The organism is Actinokineospora xionganensis (assembly GCF_014323725.1).
GTDB classification, from domain to species: domain Bacteria; phylum Actinomycetota; class Actinomycetes; order Mycobacteriales; family Pseudonocardiaceae; genus Actinokineospora; species Actinokineospora xionganensis.
On sequence record NZ_JABVED010000001.1, the window covers coordinates 585,763 to 600,370 of the forward strand.

Below are 14,608 nucleotides of genomic sequence, written 5' to 3' on the forward strand. Positions count from 1 at the left end.
TTGGGTGCCTGGGGGCCGCTCGGGCGTCAGAGGGTTGTTGGCAGGCCGAAGGCGGGGAACAGGTCGGGAACGAATGCCATCACCGAGGCGATCTCTCCGTTCTGCATGTGGATGACGTCGAGGACTTGGGCGTGGAAGACGGTTTCGCCGGGTGGTCGGACGTAGTGGGCGACGGCGGGTTGGCGGTTGGCCCTGGTGGGCATCGAGCGCCATTCGCCGATGTAGTTGGGCGAGGTGGGTTCCATGAGCTCGGCCATGCCTGCGAGGAACGGGTCGCGGCCTGCGAACCAGAGGGTGTGTGGCGGCATGGTGATGACGACGTCGTGGCGGAACAGGTCGGTGAGGGTGGCGGGGCTTTGGTCGTCGAGGACGGACATGTAGCGGCGGAGTAGGTCGCGTTCGGCTTTGTCGGGGTCGGCGGTGGGTGCCCATTGGGTGCGGGAGGCCGGGAGGTGTTCGCGCAGGACCGGGCGGGCGCGTTGCAGTGCGCTTTTCACCGCTGGGACGGTGATGTCGAGCAGTTCGGCGGTTTCCTCGGCGCGCCAGCCCAGGACGTCGCGTAGGACGAGGACGGCGCGTTGGCGTGGTGGGAGGTGGTGGATGGCGGTGAGGAAGGCCAGTTCGATGGTTTCGCGCCGCACGACGGCGGTGTCGGGTCCGGCTTCTTCGGCGGCGCGGTCGAGGAGGTGGTCGGGGAACGGTTGCAGCCACGGCAGGTATTGCGGGCGCGGGGTGTCCGGTTCCCCGATCGCCGGTGGGTCGGCGTAGGGCTTGGGTGTGCGGGGGTGGCGGTCTAGGAAGTCGAGGCAGGCGTTGGTGGCGATGCGGTAGAGCCAGGCGCGGAAGGTGGCGCGGGCCTGGTAGGTGTCGCGTTTGCGCCAGGCGCGCAGGAAGGTCTCTTGGACCTGGTCTTCGGCGTCCTCGAAGGAGCCGAGCATGCGGTAGCAGTGGACCTGCAGTTCGTGGCGGTGTCGTTCGACGAGGGTGGTGAAGGCGTTCTGGTTGCCCGCGATCGCGTCGGCGACGACATCGTCCATGGTCGTCACCCTAGGGTGCGGGGTGTGAGGGCGAGGGCGGCGGCCGCGGCGATGGCTTGGGCGGCGGCGGCCAGGGGTGGGGAGTCGAGTTTCCACTGCTGCCAGTAGAGGGGGACGTCGATGGGGCGGCCGATGTCGGTGAGGGTGCCCGCGGTGATGCGGGGGCGGGCTTGTACTTCGGGGACCATGCCCCAGCCGAGTCCGGCGGCGACGGCGTCGACGAATCCCTCGGAGGAGGGGATGTGGTGCCGGTGTTGGCTGGCTTGCTTGCCGGGGGCGATGGTGTCGACGAAGTGGTCTTGGAGCTGGTCGCGGCGGTCGAAGACGAGGACGGGCGCGTCGGCGATCAGGGTGGGCGGGGGTCCGTCGAGGTGTCGGGCGGCGAAGGTGGGGCTCGCGCAGGGTAGGTAGCGCATGTTGCCGAGGGCGCGGACGGTGCAGCCTTGGACCGGGTCGGGGGTGGAGGTCACCGCGGCCATGACGAGGCCTTCGCGGAGCAGGGCGGTGGTGTGGCCTTCGTCTTCGCGGTGCAGGTCGAAGCGGATGTCGGGGACCCGGGTCATGGCGGGGATGAACCAGGTGGACAGCGAGTCGGCGTTGACGGCGATGGACAGGCGGGCGGCTTCGCCCGCGGTGGGCAGGCCGAGTTCGGTGAGGGTGTCGCGTTCGAGTTGGAGCAGTTGGCGGGCGAAGCGGACGATCACTTCGCCGGACTCGGTGGCGCGGGCGGGTTTGGTGCGCATGAGCAGGACCCGGCCGGTGCGCTGTTCGAGTGCTTTGACTCGTTGGCTGACCGCGGACGGGGTGACGTGCAGGGCGGCCGCGGCGGCGTCGAAGGTGCCTTCGTCGACGACGGCGAGGAGGGTGCGAACCAGGTCGAGGGGCAGGTCGGGCATCACGAGCGCTAATGATACGTCAAAATCTTGAACTGGACTGTTGTCGGGAGGGTTCCTAGCCTCTGAGGTATGGGACCGTTTCTGTTCGCCGTGGCCGCTGGATTCGGCACGGGACTCTCGCTCATCGTCGCCATCGGCGCCCAGAACGCGTTCGTGCTGCGCCAGGGCATCCAGCGGCACGCGGTCCCGTTGATCGTCGCGATCTGCGCCGGGTCCGACGCCGTGCTGATCGCACTTGGGGTGGCGGGTGTGGGTGTGGTGGTCGGGGCGTGGCCTGCGGCCACGACGGTGTTGACGCTGGTGGGCGCGGCGTTCCTGCTGGGGTACGCGTTCCTCGCCGCGCGGCGGGCGCTGCGCCCGTCGGTGCTGGTCGCGGCGGGTGGGTCGGCTCGTCCGGCGGTGCTCACGGCGGTGGCGTTGACGTGGCTCAACCCGCACGTCTATGTCGACGTGCTGCTGTTGGGGTCGCTGGCCGCCGCACACGGGTCGCTGCGGTGGGGGTTCGCGGTCGGCGCGGTCCTGGCGAGCCTGTGTTGGTTCTCCGCGCTCGGGTTCGGCGCGCGGCTGCTCACCGGGTTCTTCGCCAAGCCCGCGTCGTGGAAGGTGCTCGACGGGCTGGTGGCCGCGACGATGCTCGCCTTCGGGGTGCTGCTGCTCAGCCAGCTCCGGTGATGGCGTCGGCGACGAGGTCGACGGCGCTGCGGTCGGGGGTGCGGGCGGCGGCGTTGTAGGTGCGGTTGGTGGTGTCCACGGACGCGTGGCCGACGTCGGCCTGCACGGCGACCAGCTCGGCGCCCGCTTCGACGGCGGCGGTGACGTAGAAGTGCCGCAGCGCGTGGGGGTGGATGCGGGTGGCGACGTCGGCGAGGTCGGGTCCGGCGGAGGCGGCGATGCGGCGCAGCAGCGCCCACACGTCGGTTCGGGCCATGGGTTTGCCGTCGCGGGTGCTGATCAGCGGTTCTGTCCCTGCTTTCACCTGGCCGCGCACCGCGGGGGCGGTGTCGGTGGCGCGGTGGTGCAGATAGGCGTTGAGGGCGTCGTGGGCGAGGCCGGAGAGATAGACGACGCGAGGCTTGTCGCCTTTGCCGGGCACGCGCAGGGCGGTGCGGCCGCGGGTGGAGTGCAGGTCGGCGCGGGTCAGGTCGCACAGCTCGGAGACGCGGATGCCCAGGGTGAACAGGGCGACGACGGCGGTGGCGCGCAGGGTGCCGAGGCGGTCACGGCCGGGGCGTGGGGCCGCGGCGGCCGCGAGCAGGGTGTGGACTTGGTGCGCGGTGAGGGTGACGGTGCGGGTGGTGTCGTGGTCGGTTGCCACGGCCAGGCGGCGCCGGGACAGGGCGGCGGGGTTGGCGGTGATGACGCCTTCGTCGGCGAGGTGGCCGTAGAAGGCTTTGAGGGTGCCGAGCATGCGGTCGCGGGTGGCTTTCGCGGCGCCGTCGACGGTGAGGTCGTCGAGCCATTCCTTGACGTGGGTGGTGTTGGCGGCCAGCGGGTCCAGGCCGCGGGCGCCGCACCAGCGCAGCCAGTGCAGGTGCCGCAGCCTGCCGCGTCGGGCCGGGGGTGGGCGGTTCGCGGTGATCGCCTGCGGCTGTGTGGGGATGCCGAGGGTGTGGGCGTAGGCGTGCACGACGGGGGCGATCTCGGGGCGTTCGCGCCACGGGTCGAGGTCGCTCGCGCTGACGGGCAGGCCCAGGGACTCGGCGTACTTGTGGCGGGTGGCGCGGTTGGCGTAGCCGAGCAGCCAGTCGCTGAGCAGGGCGAGCAGCCGGGCCGGGTCGTCGACACCGGGCCAGGTCTCGTCCCCGGCTTTCGCCACGAGCAACTCGGTCACGTCCGCTCCCCCGTCTTGGTTCAAGAGTTGATCAGCATAGGGGTGTGCGTCGTTACCGCAGTTGGTCGCGGCGGCGTGTCAGGTAGGCGGTCTCGGCGGTGTTGCCCGCCAGTGCGATGGCCCGGTCGTAGGCCGCGCGTGACTGCAGGCTCCGCCCCAGCCTGCGCAGCAGGTCGGCGCGGGTGGCGTGATAGGCGTGATAGTCGGCCAGCGTCTGCTCAAGGGGGTCGACGGCCGCGAGTGCGACCTGTGGGCCGTCGACTTCGGCGACCGCGATGGCCCGGTTGAGGGCGATGATCGGGGACGGGTCGAGGCGGACGAGTTGGTCGTAGAGGGCGAGGATCTGCGACCAATCGGTGTCGCGGATGTCGGGGGCGGAGGTGTGCACGGCGTTGATCGCGGCGAGGATCTGGTAGCGGCCCGGGGCGTCCCCGGCGGCGGCCGCGGCCAGGCGCTCGCGCACCAGCCGGTGCCCCTCCGCGATCAGCGCCGCGTCCCAGGCCCCACGGTCCTGCTCGTCGAGGGCGACCAGTTCGCCGTTCGCCGAGACTCGGGCGGTGCGGCGGGCCTCGGTGAGCAGCATCAGCGCCAGCAGCCCGGCCACTTCTCCATCCCGCGGCAGCAGGGCGCGGATCAGACGGGTTAGCCGAATCGCCTCGGCGGTCAGGTCATGACGTACGGGATCGGTATCGGGGCCGGTCGCCAGGTAACCCTCGTTGAACACGAGGAAAAGTACGGCGAGCACACCGGACACGCGGGCTGGGAGGTCTTCGGCAGCCGGCACGCGATAGGGCACGCCCGCCGCCTTGATCTTGGCCTTCGCGCGGGTGATCCGCCGCTCCATGGCGGTCTCCCGCACCAGGAACGCGCGGGCGATCTCGGGCACCTTCAGACCGCCGACCATGCGCAGCGTCAACGCCACGCGGGCTTCCATCGCCAGCGCCGGGTGCGAGCAGGTGAAGATCAGCCGCAGGCGGTCGTCATCGATGCCGCCGAGAAGCTCGGGTGGGGTGTCGTCGCGCAGCATCCGAGCCTCCTTGTGCTTGTCGTCGCGCTTGTTCTCGCGCCGGATCCGGTCGATGGCCTTGTGGTTGGCGGTGGTGGTCAGCCAGGCACCGGGGTTGGGCGGCACGCCGTCGGCGGGCCACCGCTCGACGGCGGTCGCGAACGCCTCGGCCGCCGCCTCCTCGGCGACGTCGAGGTCACCGAAGCGCCTGGCCAGTGCTGCCACCACCCGTGCCCACTCGTCGTGGTGGGCCCGGGTGATCGCCGCCTCGACGTCACTCATTGAACGGCCGCACCTCGACCTTCCGATCGCAGGCCCTCGACGCCTCGGTGGCGAGCTTGAGTGCCACATCCAGATCGGGGGCCTCCCACACCCAGACACCCGCGAGGTACTCCTTCGACTCCACGAAAGGCCCGTCGCTGAACACCGCCTGCTCGCCACGGTTGTCGACAACCGTGGCCGCGTCGGTGTCGGCGAGCCCGCCCGCGAAAACCCAGTAGCCCTCGGCCATCAGTCGTTCGTTGAACGCGCTGATGGCGGGCTGCCTGTCCGTGCTGCCGGGATTGCTCTTGTCATCGATCACGGAAACCAGGTACCGCATCTGCATTCATCTCCTGTTGGTGTCAAGAGTGGTCAGGGACTTCAGGCCGTCGCATACCGCGGGCGCCCGACGGGCCGACAGATCTGGATCGTCACGCCCTTCGAGTCGACTCGCGACTCGACCAGGTCGAGGGCGAGATCCGGGCCGGTCTCCGGGAACAGTCTCGCGCCCTGGCCGAGGATCACCGGGACCACGATCAGGGTCATCTCGTCGACCAGCTCATTCGCCAGCAGCCAGCGGGTCAGGGCGCCGCTGCCATGCACCTGCAGCTCGCCCCCGGGCTTGGCCTTCAGCTCACGGATGGCCCCCGCGAGGTCACCGCGGAGAACGGTCGTGTCCCGCCAACGCGGCGCGGTGAGCGTGGTCGAGGCGACGTACTTGGGGGCCTCGTTCAAGGCCACGCCGATGGGATGCGCCTGCAAGTGGCCGCTTGATCCCCAGGAACCGGCGAACAACTCGTAGGTGCGCCTGCCGAACAGGAACGCCTCGGCGCGCTGGTAGGTCCGCGTGATGAACGTCCTGGTCTCGTCGTCACCCGCACCTCGGGCCCACCCGCCGCGGTCGAATCCGGTCCCGCGGTCCTCGTCTGACGTGCCGCCGTTTCCTTGCATCACTCCGTCGATGGTGACCTGAGTCATGGTCGTCAGCTTCATGATCGCGATTCCCGTTCCTTGGCGCCGCCCCTCGCGGGCGGCCTCACCCCTGCTACGAAGACCGCCACCCGGATCCGACACCCGCTGCCGGACTTCTTTGAAGATTTTCCGGCATGCTCGCGCTACGTGGGCTGGTTTTCGCCGACGACCCGGGCACTAGCCTTCTCGCATGAGCGACGTCTTGCCGCCGTGCCCGGCCTGTGGCAGCGAGTACACCTACGAGCTGGACCCGCTGCTGGTGTGCCCGGAGTGCGCCCACGAGTGGACGCCCGCCGTCCCCGAGGCGGCCAAGGTGGTCAAGGACGCGGTCGGCAACCGGTTGGCCGACGGAGACACCGTGACCGTGGTGAAGGACCTCAAGGTCAAGGGGTTCGCGACGGCGATCAAGGTCGGGACGAAGGTGCGCAACATCCGGCTGGTCGACGGCGTGGGTGGTCACGACATCGACTGCAAGGTCGACGGTTTCGGGCCGATGCAGCTCAAGTCGAGCGTGGTCAAGAAGGTCTGACCGTCCTCACCATGCGGATGTGAGCGACCGGCGGTCAGTCGTCGTCGGTGAACGAACCTCCGTAGATGCTCGAACCGCCGAAGCCGGGCGGGCACTGGTTGTTCGGACCGGGTCGCAGCGCGGTCGAGTGGGCCGCGGGCAACTCGCCCGCCGACGCGCGGTCCCGCGGCCGGTCGGCCACGATCGGCGCCGCACCGCCGTTCAGCACGTCCTCGACGAACGCCTGCCGGTAGGCGTTGATCGCCGGGCAGACCGCACCGTCGCGCATGTCGTTCCACACCGCCGTGGCCGCGTCATCGGTGGCCACCACGTAGTTGTAGTCGCCGAGGAACTCCGAGGTCAGGCCGTTGGCGCTCGCGGCACGCCCGTCGCCGTCCGGGCCGCGAAGCACTGTCGTCCATGGGCCGAGGACGCCGCCGGCGATCTGCGCGTGCCGCACCACCCCGAGCACCCGCCGCGGCGACGAGGTCTCCGTGCGCCATGGGTCCAGCCAGGCGTTGTAGACCAGCCAGGCGTCCGTGCCGTCCGGGGAGATGGCGATGGCCGGGAAGTTGGCCCGGTCGGCGCCGTCGTTGGCGTCGATGACGCCGGAGAAGGTGTCGCCGCCGTCGGCCGAGGAGATGACGTAGGCCCGCTCCGCGTTCGTGCCTGCCCGGTCGTCGGACCAGGTGACCAGGATCTGATCCGTCGCGTCGGCTCCGGACGGGGCGCCGTTGGCGATGTCGATGCTTGGGAAGGTGTTGGTGCGCGCACCGGCGACGCCGTCGATGGTGACCCGTCCCTGCGCCGGGTCGAACTGGCCGATGCCCTCGACCGCGACGATGGGCCGGGCCCGCTCGAACGTGGCGCCGCCGTTGAACGACCGCGCCAGGAAGAAGACGTCCTGCCGGGTCGGGATGTCTGTCCCTTCCCAGATCACGTAGACAACGCCCGCGCTGTCGGTGCGGATCGCGCAGCCCTGCCGCCCGCCGGTCTGGCTGGTGTTCGTCGCCTCGCTCAGCTGCCGGACGGTCCAGGTGTCGCCGCCGTCGGTCGACCGCGAGAACAGCACCGGCTCGGACCCCGCGGCGCCGCGGAAGCCGACGTTGCAGACGTAGACGTTGCCGAAGTGCGGGCTGGTCTCGGCGTTGTCGGCCCACAGTTGTTCCTTGTCGCTGAACAGCGCCGTGTTCTGCCGGGTGACCACGACCGGGTCGGACCAGGCGGCGTTGTTCCCGCTGATCGCCCCGAAGAGGTTGAGCGTGTGCGACACCGCGATCGCGCCCGCACCCTTGAACCCGGCGTTGCCGGGGAACGGGGTGGCGATGTTCGCGTAGTACAGCCGCTGACCGTTCGCCCAGGAGAAGTCGCCGTTCGCGTCCGGTTCCGGGCCGAAGACGAGCTCCGGGTCGCCGTTGGAGACCATGCCGTTCTCGGTGTAGTTCGGCAGCGTGCCGATCGGCCCCGCCGGGTCGGGCACGCAGCCGGTGTCACCGGCGGGCGGCTGACCGACCGCGACATCAGGCTGGCCCAGGCAGCTCGGCGTCACGCGTGCGGAGTAGCCGGTGTAGTTCGGCTGCGTCCATGAGAGGCCGCCGTTGGTCGAGAACTGGACCCCCGAGACACCGACACCCGGTGTGAAGGGGCAGGTGCGGTCGTCACCGGCGTTGCAGGCTTCCATGTCGACGTTGTCGTTGGCGCCTGCCGCCAGGATCAGCGGGTTGACCGGGTTGACCGCGACCCCCGGCTCGTTCTGCTTGTTCTGCGAGAACAGGTTGTCGTTGCTGCCGACAGTCACCTCCGTAGAGCCGCCCGGCGTGATGGGAGCGGCCGCTGCGACGGTCGGCGTCAGCACACTGGCAGGGAGGATGAGGACTGCGGCGAGGACTGCCGAAAAGGATCGCATACCGGGCTCCTGGAGTTGTCCCTAGTGCGAGGATCTGCCCTTTCAGGCCACTCTCGTCCTCGGCCGAAATCGCGACAAGAGCCGATCGACCCTGCTGCGCGACGGTCAGCCGCCCACGCCGCCCGCACAGGTGGGACGACCGTGGGCGGACGCCCGCCCGCGGTCGTCAGAGAAGCGGCATCGGGCAGCAAGCGCCGACCGGAGCATCCCGTTGTTCAACCGTCGTGGGCGGATTTCGGCTGCATCGCCGTCGACCAACATCGGCCGACCCAGCAATGACACCGCGTTGGAAGCCCTCGGCCGCGCGGCGACGCACTGTGCCGAGCGCGCCTCACGGACCCGAGCGCCCCATGGCGCACGGAACGTGCTCTACTCGCCGAAGTCTGATCACACACCAATCTCAGCGGCCAACCACGTTCAATTGATCTCCGAGGCTGGTGCGGCTCAAGTCGAGTGTGTCAGGAAGGTCTGATCGTCTTCACCAGACGCATGTGGGCGATCGAGTCGACGGTGATGGACTCGGCGCACTCGAAGTCGGTGACGCCGTCGTCGAAGAGCCGCTCTCCCGCGCCCAGCAGCACCGGCACCACGGCCAGGTGCATCTCGTCGACCAGGCCTGCGCGCAGGTACTGGCGGATCGTCGCCGCTCCCCCGGCCAGTCGCACGTCCTGACCGCCCGCGGCGTCGCGGGCCAGAGCCAGCGCCGTGTCGATGCCCTGGTCGACGAAGTGGAACGTGGTGCCGCCGTCCATGGTGATGGACGGCCGCGGGTGGTGGGTGAGCACGAACACCGGGTGGTGGAACGGCGGGTTCGGCCCCCACCAGCCGGTCCAGGAGTCCTCGTCCCGGGTTCGGCGGGTCGGGCTGAACATGTTGCGCCCCATGATGGTCGCGCCGATCCCCGCGATGCCCAGGTCGACGAACTTGTCCACCGCGGGGTCGCGGTCCTCGGCGAACATCCACTCGTGCAGTTCCTCGCCGCGCACGCCGAGCGGATCCTTGGCGCTCTGGTCGGGTCCGGCCGCGTAGCCGTCGAGCGAGAGCGCGAAGTTGTGCACACGCAATTTCGTCACGGTGACGATCTCCTAGTTTTCGACCCCAGTTTCCGGCCGGTTTCAGGCCGACTTTCTCGCGATCTTGCCACCTTGCCACGCTTCCAGATGGGTTACCAACGAAAGATCTGTTTCGTAGGTAAGGCAGGTTTCGGTTAGTTAACTTCAACGTTGGTTAGCGGTTATCTATCTGATCCACTAGGGTTGCGGACATGCAGCCAGGGTCGGATGGAAACGCTTTGTGTGGGTTCAGTCGGTGCCGCAACCCGCTCCCCCCGCCGGGGCCGCGCGGCGGACGCCCGTACGAGTTCTGCCCGGACCGGGTGTGGTCCGGGAACGCCACCTGCAAGCAGCTGGCGGCCGCCGAAAACTCGCTGCGAGCCGCGCTGGGCGTGGATCCCGGGACGCTGGCACTGGGCGGGTTCGCCACGGACGTCCGTGAGCACGTCGAGCGGGTCCTCGCTCCGGCCGACGCGCTCAAAGGGGTGTTGGAGCAGGTCGTGGCGCGGTTGGACACGCAGGTGACAGCGGCGCTCGCGGCCGTGGAGGCCTCGGACAAGGCAGCCGCCGAGGACCGGGGGCTGCGTGAGAACGCCGAGCGGCAGGCCGCGGAGTCCGAACAGGCCGCCGCGGAGGCACGGGCGCTCGCCGAGGAACACCAGGCCGCCCGGCTGGCCGCCGAACACGCCCGCGACGAAGCGACAGCCAAGACTCGGGGCGCTGAACTCAAGCAAGCCCGGGCCGAGTCCCGCCGCGACGCCGAACACGAACGCGCCGAACAGGCCGAACACCGTGCGCGCGAAGCGGCCCAGCGTGAGCACGCGGCGCTGCGGGCCGCGGCCAACGCCGGTCAGGAACTGGCGTCGGCTCGCGCGGAGCTGGCGGGCCTGCAACAGCGGCTGGTCGACGACCGGGCCGCCGCCACCCAAGCCCTGGCCCGCGCCGAGTCGGCGCTGGCGTCCGCCCGCGCCGACACCGCCGCTGTTCGAGCCGAGCTCTCACGCGCGCAGGAACGGCACCACACGGACCTGGACCGGCTCACCGCGCGCGCGGAGACCCGGTTGTCGACCCTCACCCGCGAACACCAGAACACCGTCGCCGAGTTGCACCAGAGACTGGGTGCCGCCCTGCATCGCGCCACGCTCGCCGAAACCGACGCCACCGCGCTCCGCGAAGCCGCGGCTGCCCAAGCCACCGAGCACCCGGACGGAAGTGACCAGTCGAGCTGACGGCTACTCAGCCGCCGCAAGTCGTGCACCTGTTCCGGCGGCGAGATCCGTCGCGGAGGTGAAGGCCGTGGCATCGAGGCAGTGCGGAACCCGCTCACCGGTTCCGGACGGAATCGATCTCCGCGGCGAGCATCTCCCGCTCGGAGTCGGGGAGCGTGTCCATGAGGTCGCCCAGGCGCTTGGTGAGCACCGCGCTGTCCTGCTCGACACCCGGCACCGCGGCCCACAGGGCGCGCACACGCGCGCCCCGGCGGCACTTCGCGTCGTAGGACTCCATGCCCAGGTGCAGCCTGCGCAGTCCCTCGGTGTAGCAGTAGTCCAGCGGCGCGTGGATCATGACCTGGGCGTATTCGTTCGCGTCGCGCAGCCGGTGGTAGTCCATCCCGACGATGCGGATCGCCAGTTCGGAACCCCACCGGTAGCCCACCGAGAACGCCACCATGTCCTCGCCGTCGTACGCGGCGAACACCACGGCTTGGTCGTCGAGGTGGTCGGCTTGGCGCCGCAGGAACGCGCTCAGGTAGGCGAGGTAGTCGGCGTCGACGTCGTTGCCGTATTTGCCCTGCACCTGCCCCAACAGTGGGGCGGCGGCCTCCCAGACCTCACTGAGCCGGGTTCGGCGCAGCCGCAGGCCGCTTTCGGCGAACCGGCGTCGCTCGCGTCGGGCGTTGGTGCGGCGCTGGCGCGCGGGGAGGGCGGCGATGTGGTCGTCGACATCGTCGCCCACCAGGTCGACCGTGCAGTCCCCGCCGAGCAGGTGCAGGTGGCGTGGTTCGACGAGGCCCGCGTCGACCAGCCGCACCACTTCGTCGCTGGGCAGATAGGGCCACCACCAGTGCCCGCCCGCGTCGGGGGTCGCCCCCAGCGCGGCGTCGATCAGCGCAGGCAGGTCGGCGACGTCGCCGAGCACCCCGGACAGATACCCTCTGCGCCCGCCGAGCAGCAGCCTTGGCTCGGTGCCGATCGTGTCCTGGGTGCGGTAGTCCGGGTGGGCCTCGTCGTGGTTCCAGTGGGTCACGAGGACCGTGTCGTTGTGGCGGAGGTAGCCAGGTCTGCCCTTTGCGTCGGAGTCGACGAAGCGCAGCCATGCCGTGCAGCCGTAGAAGGTCCGATCGGCCACGGTCTCGTCCCAGCCCGGCACCCCGGACGGGTCGGTCTGCCGCGTCGATGCCAGGTTCGCCGTGTCCACCGTTCTCCTCGCGCGCGGGCGGTCTCGCCGCAACGTATCAAGCCGAGACCACGGTGGTCTCGGCATCGGGGTTCATTCGCCGTAACAGCGTTGCTGTTCCCACTCGCGTAGCAGGCGGTAGTCGCGTTCGACTTCCCGCGGATCGTCCGAAGCCAGGTAGACGAACCCGGGCGAGCTGATCAGGTCCACCGTCATCGGCAACTCCGCGCCCGCCTTCGGGTTCCCCGCGACCGCGACGGCGGTGGGCAGTTCGGATATCCGGGAGAGCCAGTCGCCGGATTGCGCCGAAACCGCGACGGGGTTGACCAGGGCGACATTTCGAACGGTCCGGGCCCAGCGCGGGGAACGGTCGTCGAACGCCTCAAGCGAATCCGGGTTGACCAGCGCCGCGGCGAAAAGCCCGGCCTGGGACACACCGGAGAACTTCTCCACCACGTCGGGCAGGGTCGCCCCGCCCAACCGGGCGCCGGTCTCGATGAGCACCGGACCTCGCTCGGTGACCATGATCTCGGTGTGCGCGGCGGACGAGCGCACGCCGAGGGCGTCGAGCACGGCGCCCACGAACGCGCGGATCGACACCACCTCGGCGCGGCCGGGGTCGACCGGGACTTCGTAATCGTAGATCGGCGCGCCGTTCGGGCCGTGGCGCTTGGTGTACCGCCAGATCTCGGCGACGCGGTGTACCCCCGCCTGCGACACCGTGTTGACGTAGTACTCCGTGCCGACGACCCGTTCCTGGACCAGGACGAGCCGGTTCGGTGAGCCGTAGAGGTTGGTGCTCGCCAAGATCGTGGCGCACGCGGCGCGCACCTCGTCGACGTCGTGGCAGAAATGCACGTTGTCGGTGCCCGCGCTGTCGAGTGGTTTGACCACCGCGGCGCCGCCGATCGCCGAGGTGTACCACCGCGCCGCGGCGTCGGCCGAGTCGAAAGTGCCGCCCAGGGGGACGGCCAGCCCGGCCGCGCGCGCCACGTCGGCCATCACCGCTTTGTCGCGCCGGGCGGCGAGGGTGGAGATGTCGTTGCCCGGCGTGCCCAGCAGGTCGTTGAGGGTGTCGGCCAGGGTCACACCGGATTCCGTGCCCGCCACGACGCGGTCGACGCCCCGCCCGCGCAGCCGGGTGGCCAACTCGGTCGTGTCCGGAACGAATCCGAGGTCGTCGACGAAGTCTTCGGCGCGGAAGGCGTGCCGGAAGTACTCGCCCATGTTCGCCGAACTGCGGACGTGCACACAGGCGACCCCGCGTTCGGCCAGCATCCGGCCCAGCGCGCTGCCTGTTGAGTAGCCATCGACGATGGCGACGGTCGGCATCACTGGCCCTGCCGGCTCCGGTGTTCGGTGTCCGGGTGGAAACAGCATCCGACGAGCGCCCCGGTGCCCATGCTCACGACGCCGACTTCGGCGTCGGTCGTGCCACGGACGATGCAGCCCGCGTATCCGTCGCCGCCCACCGCGCGCGGGTCCGCGACAAACGTGCCCCAGTTCATGTACATGTCCTGGTAGGTGTCGGACCCGACCACCGGGAATGGTTCCGGTTCGGGGCGAACCCGGCGCTGCAGCACCCACGGCTCGTCCATCGCCGCGGCGACCCGGGTCGCCCACTCGTCGGCGTCGACCTGCCAGCCCGCGGTGATCCCGGCCCCGCCGTGCAGCATGATCGGTTTGAGGATCAGGTCGCGCTGGTGCTCGCGCGCGTACGCGCTCATGTCGACCGTGCCGCCGTCTTCGGTCGTGGTCTTCTGGCGGACGTAGCGGGTCCACGGCAGGAACCGCCGCAGGCATTCGCGCTCCGCGTCGTCGAACAGGTGGGTGTTGCGGTCGTCGGAGAGCATCGCCAGTGCGCCCTTGTTGCCGTAGAGCTCCGCGTCGATCCGCGAGAACAGCACGACCTCGCCGCGCTCGGCGGCGGCCATGACCGGCTCGACCAGCGCGAGGTCGGCCTGGGTGAGGATCTCCTCGAGGAGGAAGAACCGGAAGACGGCGTCGACCGCGCGGCCGTGCACGGTGAGCGCGCCGTCGACCTCGGCGAAGTGGCCGACGTGGCACGGGATCGCGTCGATCCCGAGTTCGTCGAACAGGCCGGCCATCACGCCCAGCCGAGGCGCGTAGGTCTGGTAGCTCTCCGGCCAGTCCGCCAGCGCCACGACCGGTCGCCTGCCGTCGGCGCGGTCGCCGAGTTCGAACCGCAGGGTGTCCACGATGGCCTGGAAGGTGTCGCTGAACGCGAGGTCGCGCTCCGCGGCGTAGGAGCTCAGCGCCGGGTGCCGCAGCATCGCCCGGTTGATGTCGGCGTTCTCGAACCCGCCGAGCGCCGAGGTGATGTTGAGTTCCAGCAGCTTGAATCCGTCGGCCGCCCGGTACAGGTCGGCTCGGGCCAGCGCGGTCGGCGGGCCCGACGGCGCGCGGCGCACCAGGCTCAGCGTGGGCTCGGTGAGGCCCAGCGCGCGGCCGAACGCGACCCGGTCCCCGCCGAAGAGGCGATCGGGCAACGCGGCGAGAAGGTCGTGCACCAGCAGCATGTCCCGCGCGATCTGGCCGCTCTCGCCGGGCTCGAGGAACACCGGGCACGGCAGGAAGCGGCCGCGGTAGGCCACGGCGAGCCGCTCCGAGGCCACCGCGGTGGCGGGCAGCTCCCGCAGGTCGGTCCCCAGCCGTGCCAGGTGCTCCAGGTATCCCACGGTGAGGCCGCGGCCAGCGGGGAGTCCGGTGTGGACGGCCATA

General features: G+C 70.3%; 14 protein-coding genes. 3 read left to right on the forward strand and 11 right to left on the reverse strand.

All coding sequences use genetic code 11. The features are described from left to right. Positions 1-26: 26 nt before the first annotated feature. Together GPZ80_RS02705 and GPZ80_RS02710 are read right to left on the reverse strand one after the other, a co-directional pair. Positions 27-1,037 (reverse strand): RNA polymerase subunit sigma-70, encoded by a 1,011-nt coding sequence (locus tag GPZ80_RS02705; RefSeq protein ID WP_187218121.1) that lies wholly within the window; start codon positions 1,035-1,037, stop codon positions 27-29. A 5-nt stretch (positions 1,038-1,042) separates the two neighbouring features. Then, entirely contained in the window at positions 1,043-1,933 is an 891-nt protein-coding gene (locus tag GPZ80_RS02710; protein ID WP_187218122.1) for a LysR family transcriptional regulator ArgP, read from the reverse strand. Positions 1,934-2,002: 69 nt separating this feature from the next. Between GPZ80_RS02710 and GPZ80_RS02715 the strand changes: the two genes are divergently transcribed. Next, positions 2,003-2,605: a LysE/ArgO family amino acid transporter gene (locus GPZ80_RS02715; RefSeq protein WP_187218123.1), complete on the forward strand. Its 603-nt coding sequence runs from the start codon at positions 2,003-2,005 to the stop codon at positions 2,603-2,605. Here GPZ80_RS02715 and GPZ80_RS02720 read toward each other — a convergent pair. Genes GPZ80_RS02720 through GPZ80_RS02735 form a run of 4 tightly spaced genes read right to left on the reverse strand, consistent with a single transcriptional unit; the run spans position 2,589 to position 6,024 of the window. Further along, positions 2,589-3,764, reverse strand: coding sequence for a tyrosine-type recombinase/integrase (locus tag GPZ80_RS02720; RefSeq protein ID WP_187218124.1), 1,176 nt, complete (start codon positions 3,762-3,764; stop codon positions 2,589-2,591). The genes GPZ80_RS02715 and GPZ80_RS02720 overlap by 17 nt on opposite strands. A gap of 52 nt (positions 3,765-3,816) precedes the next feature. Continuing rightward, complete coding sequence (locus GPZ80_RS02725; protein WP_187218125.1) at positions 3,817-5,052, reverse strand: RNA polymerase sigma factor; 1,236 nt, start codon at positions 5,050-5,052, stop codon at positions 3,817-3,819. After that, the gene (locus GPZ80_RS02730) at positions 5,045-5,371 is read right to left on the reverse strand and encodes a YciI family protein (protein ID WP_187218126.1); all 327 of its coding nucleotides are present in this window, start codon (positions 5,369-5,371) and stop codon (positions 5,045-5,047) included. Before GPZ80_RS02730 ends, GPZ80_RS02725 begins: the two co-directional genes overlap by 8 nt. 41 nt (positions 5,372-5,412) lie before the next feature. Continuing rightward, positions 5,413-6,024: a dihydrofolate reductase family protein gene (locus tag GPZ80_RS02735; protein ID WP_187218127.1), complete on the reverse strand. Its 612-nt coding sequence runs from the start codon at positions 6,022-6,024 to the stop codon at positions 5,413-5,415. 169 nt (positions 6,025-6,193) lie between these two features. Between GPZ80_RS02735 and GPZ80_RS02740 the strand changes: the two genes are divergently transcribed. Next, positions 6,194-6,532: a zinc ribbon domain-containing protein YjdM gene (locus GPZ80_RS02740; protein WP_187218128.1), complete on the forward strand. Its 339-nt coding sequence runs from the start codon at positions 6,194-6,196 to the stop codon at positions 6,530-6,532. Positions 6,533-6,566: 34 nt separating this feature from the next. On the opposite strand, the gene GPZ80_RS02745 is transcribed toward GPZ80_RS02740, so the two are convergent. Then, a complete protein-coding gene (locus GPZ80_RS02745) occupies positions 6,567-8,417 on the reverse strand; it encodes a sialidase family protein (RefSeq protein WP_187218129.1) in 1,851 nt (616 codons plus the stop codon). Positions 8,418-8,875: 458 nt separating this feature from the next. Further along, the gene (locus GPZ80_RS02750) at positions 8,876-9,490 is read right to left on the reverse strand and encodes a dihydrofolate reductase family protein (protein ID WP_187218130.1); all 615 of its coding nucleotides are present in this window, start codon (positions 9,488-9,490) and stop codon (positions 8,876-8,878) included. Positions 9,491-9,708: 218 nt separating this feature from the next. Here GPZ80_RS02750 and GPZ80_RS02755 point away from each other — a divergent pair, with 218 nt between their 5' ends. After that, the gene (locus GPZ80_RS02755) at positions 9,709-10,698 is read left to right on the forward strand and encodes a coiled-coil domain-containing protein (RefSeq protein ID WP_187218131.1); all 990 of its coding nucleotides are present in this window, start codon (positions 9,709-9,711) and stop codon (positions 10,696-10,698) included. 94 nt (positions 10,699-10,792) lie between these two features. Here GPZ80_RS02755 and GPZ80_RS02760 read toward each other — a convergent pair whose 3' ends face one another. From GPZ80_RS02760 to GPZ80_RS02770, 3 genes are all read right to left on the reverse strand, one after another. Continuing rightward, positions 10,793-11,887, reverse strand: a complete 1,095-nt coding sequence (locus tag GPZ80_RS02760; protein ID WP_187218132.1) for a GNAT family N-acetyltransferase — start codon at positions 11,885-11,887, stop codon at positions 10,793-10,795. A 72-nt stretch (positions 11,888-11,959) separates the two neighbouring features. Further along, a complete protein-coding gene (locus tag GPZ80_RS02765; protein WP_187218133.1) occupies positions 11,960-13,198 on the reverse strand; it encodes an ATP-grasp domain-containing protein in 1,239 nt (412 codons plus the stop codon). Then, positions 13,198-14,607, reverse strand: coding sequence for a hypothetical protein (locus tag GPZ80_RS02770; RefSeq protein ID WP_187218134.1), 1,410 nt, complete (start codon positions 14,605-14,607; stop codon positions 13,198-13,200). Before GPZ80_RS02770 ends, GPZ80_RS02765 begins: the two co-directional genes overlap by 1 nt. Position 14,608: the final 1 nt, after the last annotated feature.

Bases quoted from the DNA above. Each gene is read 5' to 3' on its own strand.
- GPZ80_RS02745 (WP_187218129.1), bottom strand. From the start codon at position 8,417: ATGCGATCCTTTTCGGCAGTCCTCGCCGCAGTCCTCATCCTCCCTGCC.
- GPZ80_RS02715 (WP_187218123.1), top strand. From the start codon at position 2,003: ATGGGACCGTTTCTGTTCGCCGTGGCCGCTGGATTCGGCACGGGACTC.
- GPZ80_RS02730 (WP_187218126.1), bottom strand. From the start codon at position 5,371: ATGCGGTACCTGGTTTCCGTGATCGATGACAAGAGCAATCCCGGCAGC.
- GPZ80_RS02710 (WP_187218122.1), bottom strand. From the start codon at position 1,933: ATGCCCGACCTGCCCCTCGACCTGGTTCGCACCCTCCTCGCCGTCGTC.
- GPZ80_RS02735 (WP_187218127.1), bottom strand. From the start codon at position 6,024: ATGAAGCTGACGACCATGACTCAGGTCACCATCGACGGAGTGATGCAA.
- GPZ80_RS02765 (WP_187218133.1), bottom strand. From the start codon at position 13,198: ATGCCGACCGTCGCCATCGTCGATGGCTACTCAACAGGCAGCGCGCTG.
- GPZ80_RS02770 (WP_187218134.1), bottom strand. From the start codon at position 14,607: ATGGCCGTCCACACCGGACTCCCCGCTGGCCGCGGCCTCACCGTGGGA.
- GPZ80_RS02705 (WP_187218121.1), bottom strand. From the start codon at position 1,037: ATGGACGATGTCGTCGCCGACGCGATCGCGGGCAACCAGAACGCCTTC.
- GPZ80_RS02740 (WP_187218128.1), top strand. From the start codon at position 6,194: ATGAGCGACGTCTTGCCGCCGTGCCCGGCCTGTGGCAGCGAGTACACC.
- GPZ80_RS02725 (WP_187218125.1), bottom strand. From the start codon at position 5,052: ATGAGTGACGTCGAGGCGGCGATCACCCGGGCCCACCACGACGAGTGG.